Origin of the sequence: Mesorhizobium waimense (assembly GCF_003601975.1) — a bacterium.
Lineage (GTDB): Bacteria > Pseudomonadota > Alphaproteobacteria > Rhizobiales > Rhizobiaceae > Mesorhizobium > Mesorhizobium waimense.
The window spans coordinates 74529-93812 of record NZ_QZWZ01000006.1 but is presented as its reverse complement, the minus strand read 5'-3'; the positions used below and the strand labels follow the sequence as shown (position 1 = coordinate 93812).

Genomic DNA, 19284 nt, shown 5'->3' with positions numbered 1-19284 from the left:
GCGGAGAGGCTTATTTGTAGAGGCCGTTGATCCATTGCACGTTGGCGGCGTTCAGGCGCACGGCGGTGTTCGCGTCCGGGCTTTCGGCCACGTTCACGCCGGTGATGACACGCTGCTTTGCGCCACTGTCATAGGCATAGACCGAGCTTCCGCTCGACCCCGGAAACGTGTCGCAATCATACTGGAAATGCTCGGTACCGATGCTTTCTGCATGCACTTCGCAGCTTGCCTTCCACATCGTGCCCATCGGCTTGTCGCCGGGATATCCGACGATGTTGGCGGTGAAGTCGCCGAGATCGTCATAATTGGCATAGCCCAGCCAGCCGAGATTGGTGCCGACATCCTGCTTCAGCGTGACGATGCCGAGATCCCATAGGATCACCGAACCGTAATAGCCTTGATAATTGTCGATGAAACCCTGGAGAATATAGGCGCTCTCATAGGCGAAGGCTCCGAACGGCGCATCGTCGGCGGTGCTGCCGTTGAGGCCCGGCACGAACAGATACTCGTCGAGCCAACCACCATCCTCGTGGCTGTAGAGGCAGTGCGCAGCGGTGAGCACCGTGCGCGGACCGATCAGCGTCGCCGAGCAGCTGCCGAAACTGCCGGTCTTCGGCGACTTCGCTTCGAGATAGCCGATAGCCGAGAACGGATAGGTCTTGGTGTTCTTCACCTGCTCGCGGTCGTCGGGGCCGAAGACCTGACGACCGGCCTCGCCTTCCGGCAAGCCAGGATCCGCGGTATTCTGCGGACCCGACGTTGCGTCGGATTTCTGTCCGTCTGCCGGCGCATTCAGTTCCTTGATGATGAGGTCCTTCAGTGTCTCGTTCGCATCGATCTTGATGTCCTTGCCGTCGGCGGAACGTCCGACGATGCCATAGGATTTGACCGCAATTGCCTCGTCGGCTAGCGGCGCGGCGCGGCTGGCCTCGTCCTCGGTCAGTTTCGGCGTAACGATCGGCTTTGCCCGGCCCGGTTTGTAGTCGCCCGATGTCGCATCGCGCATGCTTTCGCCGTTGCCGGCATTCGCGGAGCCAGGATCGGCGGCGAAGGCGGGCATCGCCCACATTGCGGTGGAAAGCAATGCGGACGCAATGATGGTGTTTGTCAGTTTTGTCACGGTGAGACTCTCCCAAAAGTCAGCAAGGACTGGATCAAGATAGAGAAATATTGTCGAGATCGTGATAGCGCCAAAACCGAGCTTCGGTAGCGCACACCAGATTATTGCCCCGTGCGGTCAATTGAGGCCCCCGCCAAAAACATCCCCGCGATATACTGCCTAAAATATTCCAACATTGGCAACGACAAATCGCTTCCACGTAGCCCGTGGGGGGCTATAGGGTTTGAGCAGGCTTTGCCCGCGGGCACGACTAGCAGACGTGGCATTCGGTTTTATGACCGGTCGCGCCGATTTGGATTGGCGCACGACCGGTCGTCGAACCGGTTCCCCGGTGGCGGATCATGCACCCGGCCGGCCTGTTCAGGAACGCACGTCTCAGGAGGTCCAGTTGAACATCATCCATCGCTTCAGGCCGTTCGCCGCAGCATTGCTGGCCGGCATGTCAGCGCTCGCGACGGTCAATGCCATTCATGCGGCCGACGCAGCCGCCCGGCCGGAGGCCGCGGTTTCGCCGATGAAGCGCGTGGCGGAAGCCCGGGCGAAGGCCAAGGCCGAAAGCCCCGACGGCGCCGATCGCGTCTATGGCGGCAAGGAGGCCGAGAAGGGCGCCTACCCGTTCCAGGTGGCGCTGCTGACCACCGACAGGCTCGACGAAAGCCCGGCCTCGCAGCCGGACGCGCAATTCTGCGGCGGCAGCCTGATCGCCCCGCAATGGGTTCTGACGGCGGCGCATTGCCTTGTCGACAACGGCCAGCCGATCTCGGCCGGCGCGATCACCGTGCTGACCGGGGCCACCGAGCTCAGCGAAGGCGAGCGCTACAAGGCGGCGGAGGTCATCGTCAACGAAGGCTATAGCGAGCAGACGATGGACAGTGACCTCGGCCTGATCCGGCTGGCCGAGCCGGCCGATGCGCCGACTATCAAACTCGCGCGCGAGGCAACGCCCGAGTCCGGCAAGACCACGGTCATCGGCTGGGGCAAGATGCAGGACGGAACGTTCCCGACGGCGCTGATGGTGGCCGACCTAGATCTCGAGCCGAACACGACCTGCAACACCGGCATCAAGGACATCTACGCGCGCGACCTGAAAGCGGCGCTCAGCGATCTCGCCCGCCGCATGCGCTATTCGGCGAGGGGCATCGACGCGGCCGCCAATGCCATTGCCGCCGACATGTCCGATCCTTTGACCGGCAACATGATCTGCGCCGGCACCGCCAGCGGCGAACGCGACGCCTGCAACGGCGACAGCGGCGGCCCGCTGTTCATGACCGGCGCCGACGGTCCGGTCCAGGTCGGCGTCGTCTCCTGGGGAGAGGGACCTGCGGACGGCAGCACCGCCTGCGGCCATAAGAATGCCTACGGCATCTACACGCGGCTGGCCAACTACACGGGCTGGATCGAGGAAAAGATGAACGGTCCCGCAGCGGCCCCGGCCGCACCCAAGGCTGGTGCCGGCACTGCGAAAAAGCCCTGAGAACAAGCAAGTAAAAACGGCGGGAATGTTCCCGCCGTTTCGATATTTGCCGGCTTAGCTACTTCCTTGGCGGACCTTTGCGCTCGGCCGAGGCCGCCCACAGATTGATGTCGGCCTCGCGCGCGTAGGTATCGATTTCCGCGAGTTCGGCATCGCTGAAGTCGAGCGCCTTCAGCGCGCCGACGCAATCCTCGACCTGTTCCGGCCGGCTGGCGCCGATCAGCGCCGAGGTCACCCGGCCCTTGCGCAGCACCCAGGCCAGCGCCATCTGCGCCAGCGTCTGGCCGCGGCGTCCAGCAATCGCGTTCAGCGCCTTGATGTTATCGATGGACTTGTCGTTGATGAAGGCGGGCCGCAGCGACTTGCCCTGGCTAGCCCGGCTGCCGTCAGGGATGCCGCCGAGATACTTGTCGGTCAGCATGCCTTGCGCCAGCGGCGAGAACACGATCGAGCCGACGCCGAGCCCTTCCAGCGTGTCGAGCAGCCCGTCCTCCTCGACCCAGCGGTTGAGCATCGAATAGCTCGGCTGGTGGATGAGGCAGGGCGTGCCGAGCTGCTTCAGGATGTCGGCCGCCTCGCGCGTGCGCTGCGAATTATAGGACGAGATGCCGGCATAGAGCGCCTTGCCCGAGCGCACCGCATGGTCGAGCGCTCCCATCGTCTCCTCCAGCGGCGTATCGGGGTCGAAGCGGTGCGAATAGAAGATATCGACATAATCGAGTCCCATCCGCTTCAGGCTCTGGTCGAGGCTGGCCAGCACATATTTGCGCCCACCCCATTCGCCGTAGGGACCTGCCCACATCTCGTAGCCGGCCTTGGTCGAGATGATCATCTCGTCGCGATAGGCGGCAAAGTCGGTGCGCAATATTTCACCGAAGGCGGTCTCCGCCGAGCCGGGCGGCGGACCGTAATTGTTGGCGAGATCGAAATGCGTGATGCCGAGGTCAAATGCCTTGCGCACGATGGCCTGTTTGGTCTTGTGCGGCGTGTCGTTACCGAAATTGTGCCACAGCCCGAGGGAGATTGCCGGCAGCTTCAGGCCGGACCGCCCACAGCGGTTGTAGATCATTTTCTCGTAGCGGTTTTCGGCGGCGACATAGGGCATGGGGAGTATCCTCGATATCTGAAACAAGACCGGGCGCGGTCATCGCGTGCGCGATGAGCATGCCCCGCACCCACCCTTTACCCTCTCCCCTGGCGAAGAGGGAGAGGGTCATGTCAAAATTATCGATAATCGCTGCGACCTACTTCTTCTTGGCCATGAGCGCCTTCGCTTCTTTGATGCCGAGTGCTGCCGGCCGCTCGCAGGTCGTCTGCATGGCGACGAACTTGCCGGTTTCGCCTGAGCGCAATATGCCGGTCATCACATCGACGGCATGCAGCGCCAATTCCATCGAGCAGCGATGCGGCCGCCCTTCGGCAATTGCGATTGCCATGTCGGCAAGGCCGGCGGTGCGGTAGTTGGCCATCATGCCTTGTCCGTGCATTTCATTGGGAACACCAAACGGATGTTTCCATTTCGGCAGTTTCTTGACCGGCTTGGCCGCTTCGGTGAGACGCACGTCGCCGCCGAAGAAATTCGGATCCGGCACGAACGCTGTGCCCGCCTCGCCATAGAGTTCCATCGGCGCATGGCCGTGGCTCCAGACGTCCCAGCTGGTGTTGAGCGTGATGACGGCGCCGTTCTCGAACTCCAGCAGGCCGTGGATGGTCGTCGGCGTTTTGACCGGGATTTTTTCGCCCGCGCGAGGCTTCGACGAAATCGTCCGCTCCGTCGCCGGGATCGAAGCGAACGCCGCCACCTGCTTCACCGGCCCGATCAGCTGGATCAAATTGGTGATGTAATAGGGTCCGATATCGAGCACCGGACCCGCGCCCGGCTGGAAGAAGAAGTCCGGATTGGGATGCCAGTGCTCCATGCCGTGGCCCATCACATGGCAGGTGCCGCTGGTGATCTTGCCGAGCGCGCCGGTGTCGATCAGGTTGCGGACAAGTTGGTGCGCGCCGCCGAGGAAGGTGTCGGGTGCCGAGCCGATGCGCAGCCCCTTTTTCTCCGCCCGGCTCTTCAGGTCGAGCCCTTCCTTGATCGACAGCACGAACGGCTTTTCCGAATAGACGTGCTTGCCGGCGTCGAGGATCTGCTTCGACACCTCGTAGTGCACCGCCGGAATGGTGAGGTTGACGATGATGTCGATGTCGTCGGCCTTGAGCAGATCGTCGACAGTCTCGGCGCGCAGCTTGAACTCCTTCGCCCGCGCCTTCGCCGCGTCCATGTTGATGTCGGCGCAGGCGCGCATGTCGATGCCGCGGAACAGTGGCGCCAGCGAGAAATACGCCTTCGAGATGTTGCCGCAGCCGATGACGCCGATACCCAGTTTCTTTGCCATGATGATTGTTCCTAGTAAGCCTTGACGGATGCGAGCGAGCGGCGGGCGAAGCGTTCGATGTCGTTGGGGTTGTCCTGTTCCATGACGTAGTACTTGGCGACGCTCTTGGCGCGCAAGGCCTTGATCAGGCCGGCCCAGTCGATCGTGCCGTGGCCGACATCCGACCAGCCGTCCTCGTCAACCCCCTCGCCTGGCTTGGCCATGTCCTTGACATGGACGGCGCTGATGCGCTTGCCGTGCTTTTCGATCCAGGGCAGCGGATCGACGCCACCGCGCACCACCCAGGCGACGTCCATCTCCCAGCCAATGTCGGGCGCCGCAGACAGGATATGGTCCTGCGGCACCGAACCGTCGGCGAGCTTCTTGAACTCGAAATCATGGTTATGCCAGGCAAAGCCGTAGCCGGCCTTCTTGGCCGTCTCGCCGACCTTGGCCAGCCGCTCGCCGAAACCCCGCCAGCCGGCGGCATCGGCCGGCCTCTGCTCGGCGAGCAGATAGGGGCAGATGATGAGCGTGACGCCGAGCGCGTCGGCTGTTCTGCGCACGCCGTCGAAATCCTTCTCCAGCGCATCGATCGAGAAATGCCCGGTCGGCATCGAAAGCCCGTTCTTGTCGAGTTCGGCACGGAACGCCTTGGGATCGTCATAGACGCCGCCGAACCCTTCAACTTGCTTGTAGCCGAGCTTGCCGAGCATCTCGAGCACGCCGGTCCAGGGCTGAAAATTGCGGGCACTGTAAAGTTGGAATGACCAGTTCATCGTCTTGTCCGTTTTCTCTTGGGGGATGGATCTTGGGAGAAGTTAGAGGCGGCTGCCGGTTTGGGCGTCGAAGAGCGAGGCGCGCATCGGATCAAAGCCGATGCTGACTGTGTCGGCATTGTTTGGCGTGCGCTCCGATGTCACCCGCACGGTGAAATTCTGCCCACCAAGCTTTAGCCAGACCAGCGTGTCGGAGCCCATCGGCTCGACGACCTCGACATTGGCCGTCGCCGCAAACGGCCATCCGGCGCCGCTGTTGAAGGCGACATGCTCGGGGCGCATGCCGAATACGGCCGGCCCCGGCGTCGGCTCCTTCTCGAAGGCGTAGGTTGCAAGCGGGATACGCACGTCCTCGGCGGCGAAGTGCCAGTCGCCGCCATCCTTCTCCAGCCTGCCATCCATGAAGTTCATCGCCGGCGAGCCGAGGAAGCCGGCAACGAAGCGGTTGACCGGGCGGTTGTAGATGGTCTGCGGCGCGTCGAGCTGCTGGATGACGCCGCCCTTCATGACAGCGATCCGGTCGGCCAGCGTCATCGCCTCTATCTGGTCGTGGGTGACGTAAATCATGGTGTTCTGCAGCTTGCGATGCAGCAGCTTGATTTCGACGCGCAGTTCCGCTCGCAACTTGGCGTCCAGGTTGGAAAGTGGCTCGTCGAACAGGAAGACGTCGACGTCGCGCACCAGCGCGCGCCCGATCGCCACGCGCTGGCGCTGGCCGCCCGAGAGCGCCGACGGCTTGCGCTGCAAAAGCGGCTCGATCTGCAGGATCTCGGCGGCACGGGCGATGCGTTTGGCGATCTCGTCCTTGGGCACGCCGGCGACCCGCAGACCGAAGGACAGATTCCGCTCCACCGTCATTTGCGGATAGAGCGCGTAGGACTGGAACACCATGCCGATGCCGCGGTCCTTGGGCTCCTCCCAGGTGACGTTCTTGCCCTTGATGAAGATGCGGCCTTCGGAAATGTCGAGCAGGCCGGCGATGCAGTTGAGCAAGGTCGACTTTCCGCAGCCCGACGGCCCGAGCAGCACGACGAACTCACCCTCGGCAACATCGAGATTGAGCGTGTGCAGCACCGAGATGACGCCGAAACTCAGCGACAGGTCCTGGATCGAAACGCTGGTACCGTTCTGCGCCATATCCACTAGCCTTTCACCGCGCCGGCGGCGATGCCGCGCACGAACCATCTTCCGGAGATGAAGTAGATGAGCAGGGGCACCGCCGCCGTCAGAATGGTGGCCGCCATGTTGACATTGTACTCCCTCACGCCGGTCGTGGTGTTGACGATGTTGTTGAGCTGCACCGTCATTGGCCAGTTGGGCCGCCCGGCAAACACGATGCCGAACAGGAAGTCGTTCCAGATGCCGGTAACTTGCAGGATGACGGCGACGACGGTGATCGGCAGCGACATCGGCAGCATGATGTGGAAAAAGATGCGCCAGAAACCCGCACCGTCGACACGCGCTGCCTTGAACAGCTCGACCGGTATTGCCGCGTAGAAATTGCGGAACAGCAGCGTCAGGATGGGCATACCGAAGATCGTGTGCACGATGATGATACCAGGCAGGGACGCAAACAGCCCGACCGAGCTCAGTCCGATTATCAATGGATAGATCACCACCTGGTAGGGCACGAAGGCGCCGAACACGAGCAACCCGAAGAGAAAATTGGCGCCCTTGTATGGCCAGAAGGTCAGCGCGTAACCGTTGATCGACGCGCAGATGATCGAGATGACCACACTCGGGACGGTGATCTTCACCGAATTGTAAAAGCCTGGACTGAGGCCGTTGCAGTCGCGACCGGTGCAGGCATGCAGCCAGGCGTCGGCCCAGGGCTGGAACGTCGGCTCGCCCGGAAGGTTGAAAAGATGCCCCAGCCTGATCTCCGGCATCCCCTTCAGCGATGTGACGATCATGATGTAGACCGGGATGAGGAAGAAGAGAGCCGCGACGATCAGGAAAGCATAAAGGCCGATGCGGCCGGCCGATATCCGACGCGGTTTCGGCCCCAAGGGCCCCACGCCGGCCTGATCCGGCGCTTCCTGGGCAGGCTGAATTGCGGTGATCTGGCCGGCGGTCATGCGCTCGCTTCCCGATTTCGCCGCCACAGTAGAATTCCGCTGAAAGCCAGAACGACCAGGACCGGCAGCAGCATCATCGTTGCCGCAGCCATGCCTTGGCCGACGTTCTGGCGGACTGTGATGAGCTGGATGACGTAGACTGCCGGCATCGACGTGGCGATGCCGGGACCACCGCCGGTCATGGCGATAACCAAGTCGTAGACGCGCACCACGCTTACGCACTGGAGAACGAAGGCAGTGGCGAAGGCACCCTTCATCATTGGCGCCACGATGGACATGTGCGTGCGCCAGGTCGGGATGCCGTCGACCCTCGCCGCTTTCCAGATCTCCTCGTCAACGCCGCGCAGGCCGGCAAGCAGGATCGCCATCGTCACGCCCGAGCCCTGCCAGATGCCCGCCACGACCAGCGCGTACAGCGCGGTGTCGGCATCGACCAGCGGAGCGAAGCTGAAGCTCGACCAGCCCAAGTTGCGGAGCGCCGCCTGCAGGCCGAGATTGGGGTCGAGCACCCATTGCCACACGAGACCGGTGACGATCAGCGACATGGCGAAAGGATAAAGGAAGATCGAGCGGAACAGGTCCTCCTGGCGAATGCGCTGGTCCATGAAAACGGCGAGCAGGTAGCCGAACACCATGTTGCAGGTGATGGACATCAGGCCGAAGAACCAGATGTTGTTGACCGAGACGAGCCAGCGGCTGTCGCTCCAAAGGCGCCTGTACTGCGCCAGACCGACGAAATCGTAGGTGGGGAAGAGCTTCGAACTGGTGAAAGACCACAGCACCGAGAAGCCGATGCCGATCACGAACACGCCGACCGCGACGAGGATCATCGGTATCGTGCCGATGACGGCGGGCAGGTGAAATCTGCGCCTCCAACTCTTCTGCATCGTCCGTCTTTCTCCGCTTCCACCGACACAATGGGGCAGTCTGCCGACATGAAAGTCAGCGCTGTCCGAACCACCGGGCGCCGGACCGCCTCAGCTTCCCGTCCTGCGCTTGTCAGCCCGTCGCCGAGAAAGGGGGCCTTCCCTGTCGGGTCGGGACGCGACCGAGGCGCCGCCGCAAGGGCGGCGCCTCTGTGTGCTGATCGGTTCCTAGTCGGAATTGCCGATGATCGTGCCGAACTTCGCAGTGGCGTCGTCAGCTGTCATGGAGTCGTCCGCGAAGTATTGCGAGACGAGCTCATTGATCTGCTGGTTGGTGTTCTCGGTGATGAAGCGGTTCGTCGCAGTGACGATGTTGGACGGGTCTTCCACCGCTTTCAGGGACTTCTGCATGCACGGGTCGGCCGCCGACATGTCGACATCGCCACGCACCGGCATGGAACCCTTGGCGTTGTTGAAGGCGACCTGAACCTCCGGGCTGATGAGGAGCGCCGCAAGACGCTTCTGCGCTGCTTCGACGTCCGGATTGTCCTGCTTGAAGAATACGATGATGTCGCCGTCGGTGCTGACCACCGGCTTGGCCTCGTTCAGGCCGATCATGCAGCCGAAATCCTTGACGCCGGTCATGCCGGCGGCTGCGAACTCGCCGCGCGCCCAGTCGCCCATCACCTGAAGTCCGGCCTTGCCGGTGATCACCAGGTTGGTGGTGTCGTTCCAGTTGCGGTTGGCGTAACCGTTGTCGGTGAATTGCTTCAGGGTCCTCAACTGCGTGAAGACGCCTTTCATCTCGGGGCCGCCGGCAATTTCGGCGCTCTTCTTGGTATACATCTCGTCACGCTTGGCGACACCGAGAGCCTCGGTGACCATGTCCTGGAAGAGCAACTGGATCTGCCAGCCGTTTCCGTCGCCGCCGATGGCGAAGGGAATGAGGCCTGCCTCTTTGATCTTCGGCGCCGCGGCGATGAAATCGGCCATGCTCTTCGGCTCCGGCACGCCCGCCTTCTCGAAGACCGGCTTGGAGTACCAGGCCCAGTAGTTGGAATGAATGTTGACCGGAACGCACCACCAGTGGCCGTCGACGAGGCAGGCACTGCCGATCGCCTTCGGGCGAATGACCTCATCCCACCTGCCGGCGGTCGCGACGTCCGTGAGATCGAGCAGCTTGCCGCCCGAAATCAGTTCCTCGTACTGCCGACCGGGATTGAACTGAGCCGCACCGGGCGGATCGCCGCCGAGCACGCGCTGCATGACGGTCGAGCGGGCGGTTTCGCCTAGTGCGATGGCGCTGTCCACCCACTTGTCGCCGTGGCCGTCATTGTCAAAGGCCTTTGCAAACTGCGAGACCGCCGCCGACTCGCCCTTCGACGTCCACCAGTGAATCACTTCCAGATCGGTCGCAGCCGCCGGACCGGCGAGCTGCAGCGCGGCCGTCGCCGCCAGCGCGGCAGTCAAGAGCTTATATCGCATTTCGGTTCCTCCCAGAATCTGAAACGTTACAGATTTTCGATACGGCAATTGCGTGACGTGCGCAACCCCTCGCGCAAAAGCAGTCCGGATATTTTTCGAGCTGCGAACAAAATCCTCCGTCCTACACCGCATTGTGCACCGCAGCACGCAAAGTTTGCACCGCAAAACAAGGAAAGCTGGCAAAAAATGCGCCTGAAAGGTCTTCTCCGCTGAATTCCAATGGTTTTCTGACCCGGCAGCACCGCAAGACCTAAGCTGCCTGCCACAGCCGCCCATGTGTCGCTCGTGACAATCTGTAACGTTTCAGTGTATTGAGGTTTCGCCAGGTGGAAGTCGCGCTGTCGCGGCCCGGCGATTGCCGGCCTGCCCGGCAACTGCTATGCGCCTGACGGGCGGGACGAATGGACAGGGATCAGACAGATAAGGACGACGAGGCGTCGGCGCACGAGCGCCCGACGCTGAAGACGCTTGCCTTCATGACCGGGCTTGGCGTCACCACCGTGTCGCGCGCGCTCAAGGACGCGCCCGAGATCGGCGCCGAGACCAGGCGACGTGTCCAACTCGTCGCCAGGCAGATCGGCTACCGGCCGAATCGCGCCGGCGTGCGTCTCAGAACCGGCAAGACCAACGTCATCAGCCTCGTGCTCAACACCGAGCGCGAAATCATGAGCTTTGTCTCGGATATCATCTACGGCGTCTCGGAAGTAATCGCCGACACGCCCTACCACCTGATCGTCACGCCCTATTCGCGCTCGCAGGATCCCCTGGATCCGATCCGCTATCTGGTGGAAACCGGTTCCGCCGACGGCGTCATCATTTCACGCACCCAGCCCAACGACCCCAGGGCCCGCTACATGCTGGAGCGTGGCATCCCCTTCGCCACGCATGGCCGCACCGATATGGGGCTGATCCACCCCTACCACGACTTCGACAACTACGCCTTCGCGGCCGAGGCGGTGCGCCATCTGGCCGGCATCGGCCGCCGCAGGCTTGCTTTGCTGACGCCGCCCGTCGGCCTGACCTATCACGGCCACACGGTGAACGGTTTTGCCGATGCGCTAAGCGAGGTCGGCGCCAGCGAGGTGCCGTTCAACACCGTTTCGATCGACCATTCGATCGAGCAGATCAGGATGCGTACCGCGCAGCTGATGCGCCGCGACGACAGGCCGGACGGCTTCGTCAGCAGCGCCGCAGCCGCGACGCTGGCTGTCGTCGCCGGCATCGAGGACGCCGGCTTGAAGCTAGGTCGCGACGTCGATGTCGTGTCGAAACAGTCGTCGGACCTGCTGCATCTGTTCCGCCGCGAATTGCTGGTCGTCAATGAGAACTTCCGGCTGGCCGGCTCCGAGCTTGCCCGCTCGGTGCTCGGCTTGATCGGCGGCGCCGCGCCGGGTTCCCTGCAGTCGCTCAGCCTGCCTGGTGAGGTTGTAGCCTATCAGGGCTAGCCGGCAGCACCGCTGCCCCACGGACCATGGAAAGCGCCCTGCTCGCCGATGCGCTCGAAGCCATGCGCGCCGAAGAAATCGCGCTGCGCCTGGATCAGGTTCGAGGTGCCGCGCCCCTGCCGGTAGCTGTCGAAATAGGCGAGCGCCGAAGACAGCGCCGGCACCGGCGCGCCAGCCTCGGATGCTCGCGCCACGATATGCCTGAGCGACGGATGCGCTTCCTGCATCATGGCGATGAAGGCCGGCGCCATCAGGAGATTGGTCGAAGCGCCGCCGGAGCCGAAAGCCTCCGCCATCGTATCCAGCATTTGCGAGCGAATGATGCAGCCTGCCCGCCATATCTTGGCGATGGTCGGCATCGGCAGGTCCCAGTTGAATTCCTTGGAGGCGCCGCTCATCACAGCAAAGCCTTGCGCATAGGCGGCGATCTTGCCGGCGAACAGCGCCAACTCAAGATCCTTGAGAAGTGCGGCCTTGTCGCCGGAAATCTTCGTCACGCCGCTGTTGCCATAGGCTTTTTCCGCCGCCTGCCGCTCGTCCTTGATCGACGACAGCACGCGTGCCGCCACCGCCGCCTCAATCGCGGTGGCCGGAATGCCGAGCTGCTGCGCCTCGATGACCGACCATTTGCCGGTGCCCTTCTGGCCGGCGCGGTCGAGGATAATGTCGACCACCGGCTTGCCGGTCTTCGGATCGTCGGCGGCCAGCACCTTGGCGGTGATCTCGATCAAATAGGAATTGAGCCGGACCTTGTTCCAGTCGGCGAAGACGGCGCCGATCTCCTTCGGCCCCATGCCGAGGCCGTCGCGCAGGATGCCGTAGATCTCGGCGATCATCTGCATGTCGGCATATTCGATGCCGTTGTGGATGGTCTTGACGAAATGGCCGGCGCCGTCGGTGCCGAGCCAGGCCGCGCAGGGTTCGTCCTTGAACTTGGCCGAAATCGCCGTCAGCACGTCCTCGACGCGCTTCCAGCTCTCTTCGGTGCCGCCGACCATGATCGACGGACCATGGCGTGCGCCCTCCTCGCCGCCCGATACGCCCATGCCGATGAAGGTGAGGCCGGAGCCGGACAGTTCGGAGAAGCGCCGCATCGTATCGCGGAAATTGGCGTTGCCGGCATCGATGACGATGTCGTTGTCGGACAGCACGCCGCGCAATGCCGCGATCTGCTCGTCGACCGGCTTGCCGGCCAGCACCATGATGATGATCGGTCGCGGCGGCCGGATGGCGGCGGCCAGTTCCTCCAGGCTGTAGCAGGGCACCACCCTGTCCTTCAGCGCGCCGGCACTCTCGACAAAGGCGTCGGTGCGCGCCGCGGTGCGGTTGTAGACGGCGATGCGGTGCCCGTGCTCGGCGATGTTGAGCGCCAAGTTGGAGCCCATCGTGCCAAGGCCGATCAGGCCGATTTCGGCTTTTTCCATCGTTTCTTCCCTGCTTTCGGATCTTTTGTTGAGGCCGAGATTTTGGGGGATGCCCCTATTCCCGTGATGAATGACGGGCCTTCGCTGCGGCGTCAACCGCCTCGCCGAATTGTGTTGCGCGGATCGCTCGCGGGTCCGCGCGAGGAGGTCGTCCCTGCCATCAGGGCCTGATGTCGATCGGCGCCTCGATCTTCACCATCTCGAAGTCCGAGACGAGGATGTCGAGCCGCGCCGTCCACCGGCCAGGGACAGGGATGACGAGATCATCGACGCGCCAGCTGCCGTCGCCCGGCTTGGTTGCGGGACGCTTGATCGGCTCGATGCGGGAATCGGCCTTCGACAGCACCAGCGTCACTTCCTTGGCATCGAGCGGACCGAAGTCACCGGTCATGATGATCATCGAGGCGGCAACCGGCCCGGCATGGCCTGGCGTGATGCTGAGGTCGGCCATAGCCTTCGGCGTATGGATATGCACGGAGGCCGGCTGCGCCGCGGCGATCGCCAGCGCGCGCGGCGGCGGCGTAAAACGCCAGCCGGCGGCGACGGCGAAGATGGCGAGCACAATCAGCACTTCGGCGCCGATCGAGCGGACCAGCCGCCGCTGCACCTCGGTCGCGCCGGCTTCGGCGGGCGCGGTGAGCGTCCAGCGGTTGATGGTGGCGAGCGTGAAGAGAAAGAGCAGCAACACCAGCTTGACCAGCAAGAGCCGGCCATAGCCTGTGTTGACCAGTGCAGTGGGCGTCTGCACCTGGATGACGGCAAGCACGATACCGGCGGCGGCGAGCGCGGCAACGACCGGCAGGATCGCGCGGGAGAACCGGCGCAGGAACGGCCCAGCCTCTGCCGGCTGCCGGCGTACCGCAAGGCCGAGCGGCGCCAGCGCGCCGGCCCAGAAGGCGATGCCTATGCCATGCAGGAACACCATCGGTCGCGTCAGCCATTGCGGTTCGGCGGCACTGGCATGACCGCTGGCGGCGAGCGCGGCACCGACGCCGGCCAGCCCGGCAACGGCGAACAGTCTTGCGCCAATGCGCGGCCCGGCCAGCGACAGCAGGCCGAGCCCCAGCGCCATCAGGGCGATGAGCACGGTCCAGCCGAAACTGGTGCCGGACGCAGTGCGCCAGACCACCGGCTGCGCCAGCCCGGTAGGCGGGGCGCCTAGCGCATCCAGCCCCTGCAAGCCGAGCGAAACCGGCGCAGCGACCAGCCCGGCGAGGAGCGCGGCAATGACGAAGCGCCGGCCGCACCGCCCGCCCTCCGCCAGCCAGACAAGCGCGAAGGCGCCGCCGACGCCGAAAAACAGGCCGATGTAGAGAAAAACCCTGCCGAGCCAGATCGCCGAGCGCAAGTCCCAGTCGAACGGCTCGGCCGCGGCTGGCGGCGTGCTCGGCGCGCCGATGGAAAACAGCACCGAGCCGCCTACCGGATGACCGTCGGTGGAAATCACCCGCCAGCTCAGTACATGGGTGCCCGGCTTCAGCGGTTCTGGATTGTCGATGGTGACGGACTGGTTGCTGAGGTGGAAGGAGGTCAGCGCAACCGATGTGCCGTCGGGCCGCACAAGGGTGAGCACGAGCGGCGACACCGGCTCGCTGAAGGTCAGCGAAAATTGCCCCGGGCCTTGCGCCAGCACCGCACCGTCAGCGGGATCGGCCTTGATTAGCGCCGCGTGGGCCAATGCCCGGCCCGGCAAGCCGATGGCCACGAGCAGCGCGAAGACGGCCAGCAACCCAATGGCAAGCCGGCCGGCCCGCTTGCCGGATATGCTCATCGTCTTGCCGAAGAATGCCGCGCTCATGCAACCGCCATGAAGACAGCGGCGCGCTCCTTCGAACGCGCCGCCCGAGAGGATCATTTCTTCGGCAACAGCTTGAGGCCGGGCGCCGGATTCTCCAGCGCATCCTCATCCTGCCCGGCCGCCGGAATCTCGATCCAGCGCTCGGCAGCCCCCTCGCATTCCTGCACCACCGGGAAGTACAGCGTCTCGCCGGCTGGAAGATCGGCCGCCAGGGAAGCGCGGAAGACGAACTCGTCGTAGAACTCATCCGGCAGGCTGCCGCCGCTCCAGTCGACTTCCTTGACGCCTGATGTCACCGCCTCGCCATAGAGCTGGTAGGATTTCTCGTACCTGCCTTGCTTGGTCTGCAGCGTCCAGCCGGGCTTCGGCATTGGCTTCACCGAAATCACCCCTTCCGGAATCTGCACGCGCAAAGCGGTCGTCGGCTTGCCCTCGCAGCCATGCGGCACGCGCAGGACAGCCTTGTAGGTCGAGCCGACGGCCGCTTCCTGGGTTTCGAGCGAGATGTGCGCCAAGGCAGCACTTGTCCCGACGAAAAGCGCCCCAGCGGACAAAAGATATTTGTTCATGATGGTCCCTCTGATTCTCAAATTTTCGGACTGGCCGGCTCAATTGGCGTGATCGTCCATGGCACCCGTTTCGCCCATGCCTTCGACGTCGAACTCGACGGTGACGCTGCCGGCCTTTTCGAAGGTCAGCGTGGCGGAGAACTTTTCGCCCTGCTTGGGCTGCCGCTTGAGCCCGAAGAACATCAGATGATAGGCACCGGGCGCCAGCGCGACCTTGCCGCCGGCCGGGATTTCAAGGCCGCCGCTGACCGGCCGCATGGTCATGACGCCGTCCCTGACGCCCATCTCATGCAATTCGGCCTTGTCCGACACATCGGACGCAATCGACAGCAGCCGATCCGGCGCGCTGCCCTTGTTGGTGACGGTGAAATAGCCGCCCGCCACCTTGGCGCCGGCTGGCGTTGCGCGCGACCAGGGATGTTCGATCTCCAGGTCGCCGACCTTGAATTCATGCGCGAAGGCCGACTGGGCGCCGACGAACAGCAAAGCGAGGGCGACGACAAGGATGCCTAGCCGTTGCTCGAGCAGGAGGGTGTGTCCGGGGGCGCGCGCATGCGCGGCGGCACGGAAGAAGTGGGACATGATAGCTCCATGGATGCGATATCGCGCCATTGGCCGGTCGCGATCAGTTCAGCGTTGGATGGGTGCGCCCGCGAAAGGTTCCGCGAGGCCGCGTTTGCTCAGGACGCCGGTGGCGCACGCGGATTCGATGGAGAGCGATCACGGGCGAAATCGAGATGCCTGAAGGCCGGCAGCGCGAAGGCGACGGCCTCGAAGGAGAGACTGGTGGCCAATGCGCCGGCATCGGGCGGCGATGCATGAACCGCGGAAGCCGTGCTGCAGCCGAGCATGCAGCAGGCCGGCACGTGCTGCTGGTGCGGATCGCCGCCGGGAGGCTGGGCAGCGCCCTCATGGGTGCAGATGACGTTGCCGAAGGCGTCGAGCAGTGAGGCATCCGGCGCCGTGCCGAATGCGAACGCGCCGAGCGTCGACTGGATGAGCAGCAGATAGGCCGCGACAAGCGCGGCCGTCATGCTCCATCGTCTCCGCCGGATGTTCAAGGACCTGCCTCTTTGATCAGCAATGGCAGATACCTAGCACGCGGCCAACGGGGCGAAAATCGTCAAATCATTGCTGCGGCAACGCGGCGCGATCAATGGGTGGCGCGGCATCCAAACCGTTAGGCACGGCGCGCTTCAGGCGCGCTGCGGCTGCCGGCCTCAGGGATCGACGTCAGCAGCGTGTTGCGCGCCGACTTCAGGTGCTTGCGGCAGGCGGCGTCGACCTTGCCGAGATCGCGCGATTTGAGCGCCGCGATATAGACCAGATGCTCCGCCACCGCGACTTCGTTGCGTTCGCGCTCCTGCGCCTTGTTCCACTGGTAGTGGTAATGGAAGATCATGGCGATGACGTCGTAGAAATCGACGATGAAGCGATTGTGCGAGGCGCGATGGATCAGCCGGTGGAAGCGCTCGTCCAGCTCGGAGAATTCGTTGAAGCGGGTGGCGATTTCGCGCGCCAGCAGGCGGTGCTCGTCCTCCAGCCGGTCGAGATCGGCCCAAACCGGACTTTCTTCCGGCAGGGCGGCAAACGCTGCCGCCGAGCGCAGTTCGAACATCTCGCGGATTTCGGTCAGTTCGAGCGCGAAGGCTCGCGTAAAACCCTTCAGCACCCAGTGGCTGTTGCGCCGCTTCTCGATCAGGCCGAAGCGGGAAAAGCGGATCAGGAACTCGCGCACGCTGGTGGTGCCGACGCCGATCTCACGCGCCAGCTCAAGTTCGTTGATCTGCATGCCCGCCTCCGCGCCGCCGGCAAGCAACCGCCGCATGAAGGAGCGCTCGATGATCTCGGCCAGCGTGTCGGTCTCTTCCTCGGGGAAGAAATCGTCCGGCCGCGGCGCGCGCAGGACCATCTTGCTGCGCTTGTTCCAGGCGATCAGCCCAGTCTCTTCCATGCGCGCCAGAATGCTGCGCACCGTCGTGCGGCTGACGCCGAGCAGCGTGCCGAGTTCCGGCTCCGACGGCAGGCTCCTGGTTTCATCGAGCAGCCGCAAGCAGCGGTTGTAGGCGTCCTTGTAGACGTTGTTGCTCTTCGACATCCCCTGCCCCGTTGCGCGCCGGCGCTTGCTATGGCCGGCTTGAAGCGCGCTATGACAGATGTTCCTAGCGCATGCTCGAAAAAAGCGGAATCGCCTTCCGTGTCAGGCGCGGCTCCCTATCCTCCATGCATCCACCGGCGCACGGTCTTCGCTGAAAAAACAATTGACGTAAAAATGTTTTTTCACGATAAAAGACATTATCTGCTAACAGGCTGATGTCAATCCGCCAGCGCATCCCAGGAACTCCCAGGAAACTGCCCGTGAACGCCGCAAACAGCATTCTTCTTTCCCCGGCCGACAATGTCGCGGTCGCCAATGGCCGCATCGAAATCGGCACTGTGCTGCCGGGCGGCGCCGTTGCCGCCGCGCTGATCGAGCCCGGCCACAAGGTGGCGATCAAGTCGATCGCGACCGGCGACGCGGTGGTGAAGTATGCCCAGGCGATCGGCCGCGCCACGCAGGACATCGCGCCCGGCGAGCACGTCCATTCGCACAATCTGGTCTTCGAGTCCGGCCGCCTGCCCGTGGTGCCGCCGAGCGAGGCCGAGCACGCGACGGAAACCGACCGCGCCCGCACTTTCATGGGCTACCGCCGGGCCGACGGCCGCGCCGGCACGCGCAACTTCATCGGCATCGTCGCCAGCGTCAATTGTTCGGCCACCGTCTGCCACGCCATCGCCGACCAGGCCAACCGCGAGCTGCTGCCGAAATATCCGGGGATCGACGGCTTCGTGCCGATCGTCCACGGCCAGGGCTGCGGCATGAGCGGCACCGGCGACGGCATGATGGTTCTGCACCGCACGCTGGCCGGCTATGCCCGCCATCCGAATTTCGGCGGCGTGCTGATGGTGGGCTTGGGCTGCGAGGTCAACCAGCTTACCCTTTACGGCCAGAAGGGCGTCGCCGCCGGTAAACGCCATTTCAACATCCAGGAGGCCGGCGGCTCGCGCAAATCGGTCGAGAAGGCGATGGGCGTGCTGGCCGAGATCGCTGAGGAAGTCGGCCGGCTGAAGCGTGAGCCGATCCCGGTCAGCGAGATCGTTGTCGGCCTGCAATGCGGCGGCTCCGACGGCATGTCCGGGATCACCGCCAATCCGGCGCTGGGTGCTGCTGTCGACATCCTCGCCGACGTCGGCGGCATCGGTATCCTGTCCGAGACCACGGAGATCTATGGCGCCGAGCATCTGCTTGCCTATCGCGCCGCGAGCCCGGAGATCGCCGCCAAGCTCGACGGTTATATCAAGTGGTGGGAGGACCATGTCGCCAAGCACGGCGCCTCGATCGACAACAACCCTTCGCCTGGCAACAAGCGCGGTGGCCTCACCACCATCCTGGAGAAGTCGCTGGGCGCGGTGGCCAAGGGCGGCCAGACGCCGCTCAACGGCGTCTTCGGCTATGCCGAGAAGGTCAGCGGACACGGCCTGGTGTTCATGGACACGCCCGGCTACGACCCGGTTTCGGCCACCGGTCAGGTGGCGGGCGGCGCCAACGTCATCGTCTTCACCACCGGCCGCGGCTCCTGCTTCGGCTGCCGGCCGACGCCATCGATCAAAGTCGCCAGCAACTCGACCATGTATCACACCATGGAAGAGGACATGGACGTCAATTGCGGTGTCATCGCCTCCGGCGAGAAGACCATCGCCGGCATGGGCCGCGAGATCTTCGAGCTGATCGTCGAGACGGCTTCGGGCCGCAAGACCAAGAGCGAGGAGTTCGGCTACGGCGACAACGAGTTCGTGCCCTGGCACCTCGGAGCGACGCTGTAGACCAGCCACGACCAAC

At 63.9% G+C, this 19284-nt stretch carries 17 protein-coding genes; 3 read left to right on the top strand and 14 right to left on the bottom strand.

Translation table 11 applies throughout. From position 1 onward, the window contains the following. Positions 1-10: 10 nt before the first annotated feature. Positions 11-1120 (bottom strand): trypsin-like serine peptidase, encoded by a 1110-nt coding sequence (locus D3227_RS09830; protein WP_120013926.1) that lies wholly within the window; start codon positions 1118-1120, stop codon positions 11-13. A 388-nt stretch (positions 1121-1508) separates the two neighbouring features. On the opposite strand from D3227_RS09830, the gene D3227_RS09825 reads away from it, so the two are divergent. Beyond that, positions 1509-2594, top strand: a complete 1086-nt coding sequence (locus tag D3227_RS09825; protein WP_120014077.1) for a S1 family serine peptidase — start codon at positions 1509-1511, stop codon at positions 2592-2594. A 58-nt stretch (positions 2595-2652) separates the two neighbouring features. Here the strand turns inward: D3227_RS09825 and mgrA are convergent, their stop codons facing one another. The 7 genes from mgrA to D3227_RS09790 all read right to left on the bottom strand — a co-directional run bounded on the left by mgrA (position 2653) and on the right by D3227_RS09790 (position 10168). Next, entirely contained in the window at positions 2653-3699 is a 1047-nt protein-coding gene (gene mgrA / locus D3227_RS09820) for an L-glyceraldehyde 3-phosphate reductase (protein WP_120013925.1), read from the bottom strand. Positions 3700-3838: 139 nt separating this feature from the next. Next, on the bottom strand, positions 3839-4981 hold the full coding sequence (locus D3227_RS09815) for a Gfo/Idh/MocA family protein (protein ID WP_120013924.1): 1143 nt from the start codon (positions 4979-4981) through the stop codon (positions 3839-3841). An 11-nt stretch (positions 4982-4992) separates the two neighbouring features. Continuing rightward, a complete protein-coding gene (locus tag D3227_RS09810) occupies positions 4993-5739 on the bottom strand; it encodes a sugar phosphate isomerase/epimerase family protein (protein ID WP_120013923.1) in 747 nt (248 codons plus the stop codon). A 42-nt stretch (positions 5740-5781) separates the two neighbouring features. After that, the gene (locus tag D3227_RS09805) at positions 5782-6876 is read right to left on the bottom strand and encodes an ABC transporter ATP-binding protein (RefSeq protein WP_120013922.1); all 1095 of its coding nucleotides are present in this window, start codon (positions 6874-6876) and stop codon (positions 5782-5784) included. Between the two features lie 5 nt (positions 6877-6881). After that, on the bottom strand, positions 6882-7817 hold the full coding sequence (locus D3227_RS09800) for a carbohydrate ABC transporter permease (RefSeq protein ID WP_120013921.1): 936 nt from the start codon (positions 7815-7817) through the stop codon (positions 6882-6884). After that, on the bottom strand, positions 7814-8704 hold the full coding sequence (locus tag D3227_RS09795; RefSeq protein ID WP_120013920.1) for a carbohydrate ABC transporter permease: 891 nt from the start codon (positions 8702-8704) through the stop codon (positions 7814-7816). The genes D3227_RS09800 and D3227_RS09795 overlap by 4 nt, the downstream gene beginning before the upstream one ends. A gap of 207 nt (positions 8705-8911) precedes the next feature. Continuing rightward, positions 8912-10168 carry an ABC transporter substrate-binding protein gene (locus tag D3227_RS09790; RefSeq protein ID WP_120013919.1) on the bottom strand — a complete coding sequence of 419 codons (1257 nt, stop codon included), beginning with the start codon at positions 10166-10168 and terminating at the stop codon, positions 8912-8914. Positions 10169-10569: 401 nt separating this feature from the next. Between D3227_RS09790 and D3227_RS09785 the strand changes: the two genes are divergently transcribed. After that, complete coding sequence (locus tag D3227_RS09785) at positions 10570-11613, top strand: LacI family transcriptional regulator (protein ID WP_120013918.1); 1044 nt, start codon at positions 10570-10572, stop codon at positions 11611-11613. Here the strand turns inward: D3227_RS09785 and gndA are convergent. The 6 genes from gndA to D3227_RS09755 all read right to left on the bottom strand — a co-directional run bounded on the left by gndA (position 11610) and on the right by D3227_RS09755 (position 17502). Next, the gene (gene gndA / locus D3227_RS09780) at positions 11610-13037 is read right to left on the bottom strand and encodes an NADP-dependent phosphogluconate dehydrogenase (RefSeq protein ID WP_120013917.1); all 1428 of its coding nucleotides are present in this window, start codon (positions 13035-13037) and stop codon (positions 11610-11612) included. The two genes, D3227_RS09785 and gndA, sit on opposite strands and share 4 nt — an antisense overlap. Before the next feature lie 160 nt (positions 13038-13197). After that, positions 13198-14835 (bottom strand): copper resistance CopC/CopD family protein, encoded by a 1638-nt coding sequence (locus D3227_RS09775; RefSeq protein WP_120014076.1) that lies wholly within the window; start codon positions 14833-14835, stop codon positions 13198-13200. A gap of 53 nt (positions 14836-14888) precedes the next feature. Further along, the gene (locus tag D3227_RS09770; protein ID WP_120013916.1) at positions 14889-15404 is read right to left on the bottom strand and encodes a YcnI family copper-binding membrane protein; all 516 of its coding nucleotides are present in this window, start codon (positions 15402-15404) and stop codon (positions 14889-14891) included. A gap of 39 nt (positions 15405-15443) precedes the next feature. Then, entirely contained in the window at positions 15444-15986 is a 543-nt protein-coding gene (locus D3227_RS09765; protein ID WP_120014075.1) for a copper chaperone PCu(A)C, read from the bottom strand. A gap of 98 nt (positions 15987-16084) precedes the next feature. Further along, positions 16085-16438 (bottom strand): DUF2946 family protein, encoded by a 354-nt coding sequence (locus D3227_RS09760; protein WP_120013915.1) that lies wholly within the window; start codon positions 16436-16438, stop codon positions 16085-16087. 146 nt (positions 16439-16584) lie between these two features. Continuing rightward, entirely contained in the window at positions 16585-17502 is a 918-nt protein-coding gene (locus D3227_RS09755) for a GntR family transcriptional regulator (protein WP_120013914.1), read from the bottom strand. Between the two features lie 260 nt (positions 17503-17762). On the opposite strand from D3227_RS09755, the gene D3227_RS09750 reads away from it, so the two are divergent. Continuing rightward, on the top strand, positions 17763-19268 hold the full coding sequence (locus tag D3227_RS09750; RefSeq protein ID WP_120013913.1) for a UxaA family hydrolase: 1506 nt from the start codon (positions 17763-17765) through the stop codon (positions 19266-19268). Positions 19269-19284 lie beyond the last annotated feature (16 nt).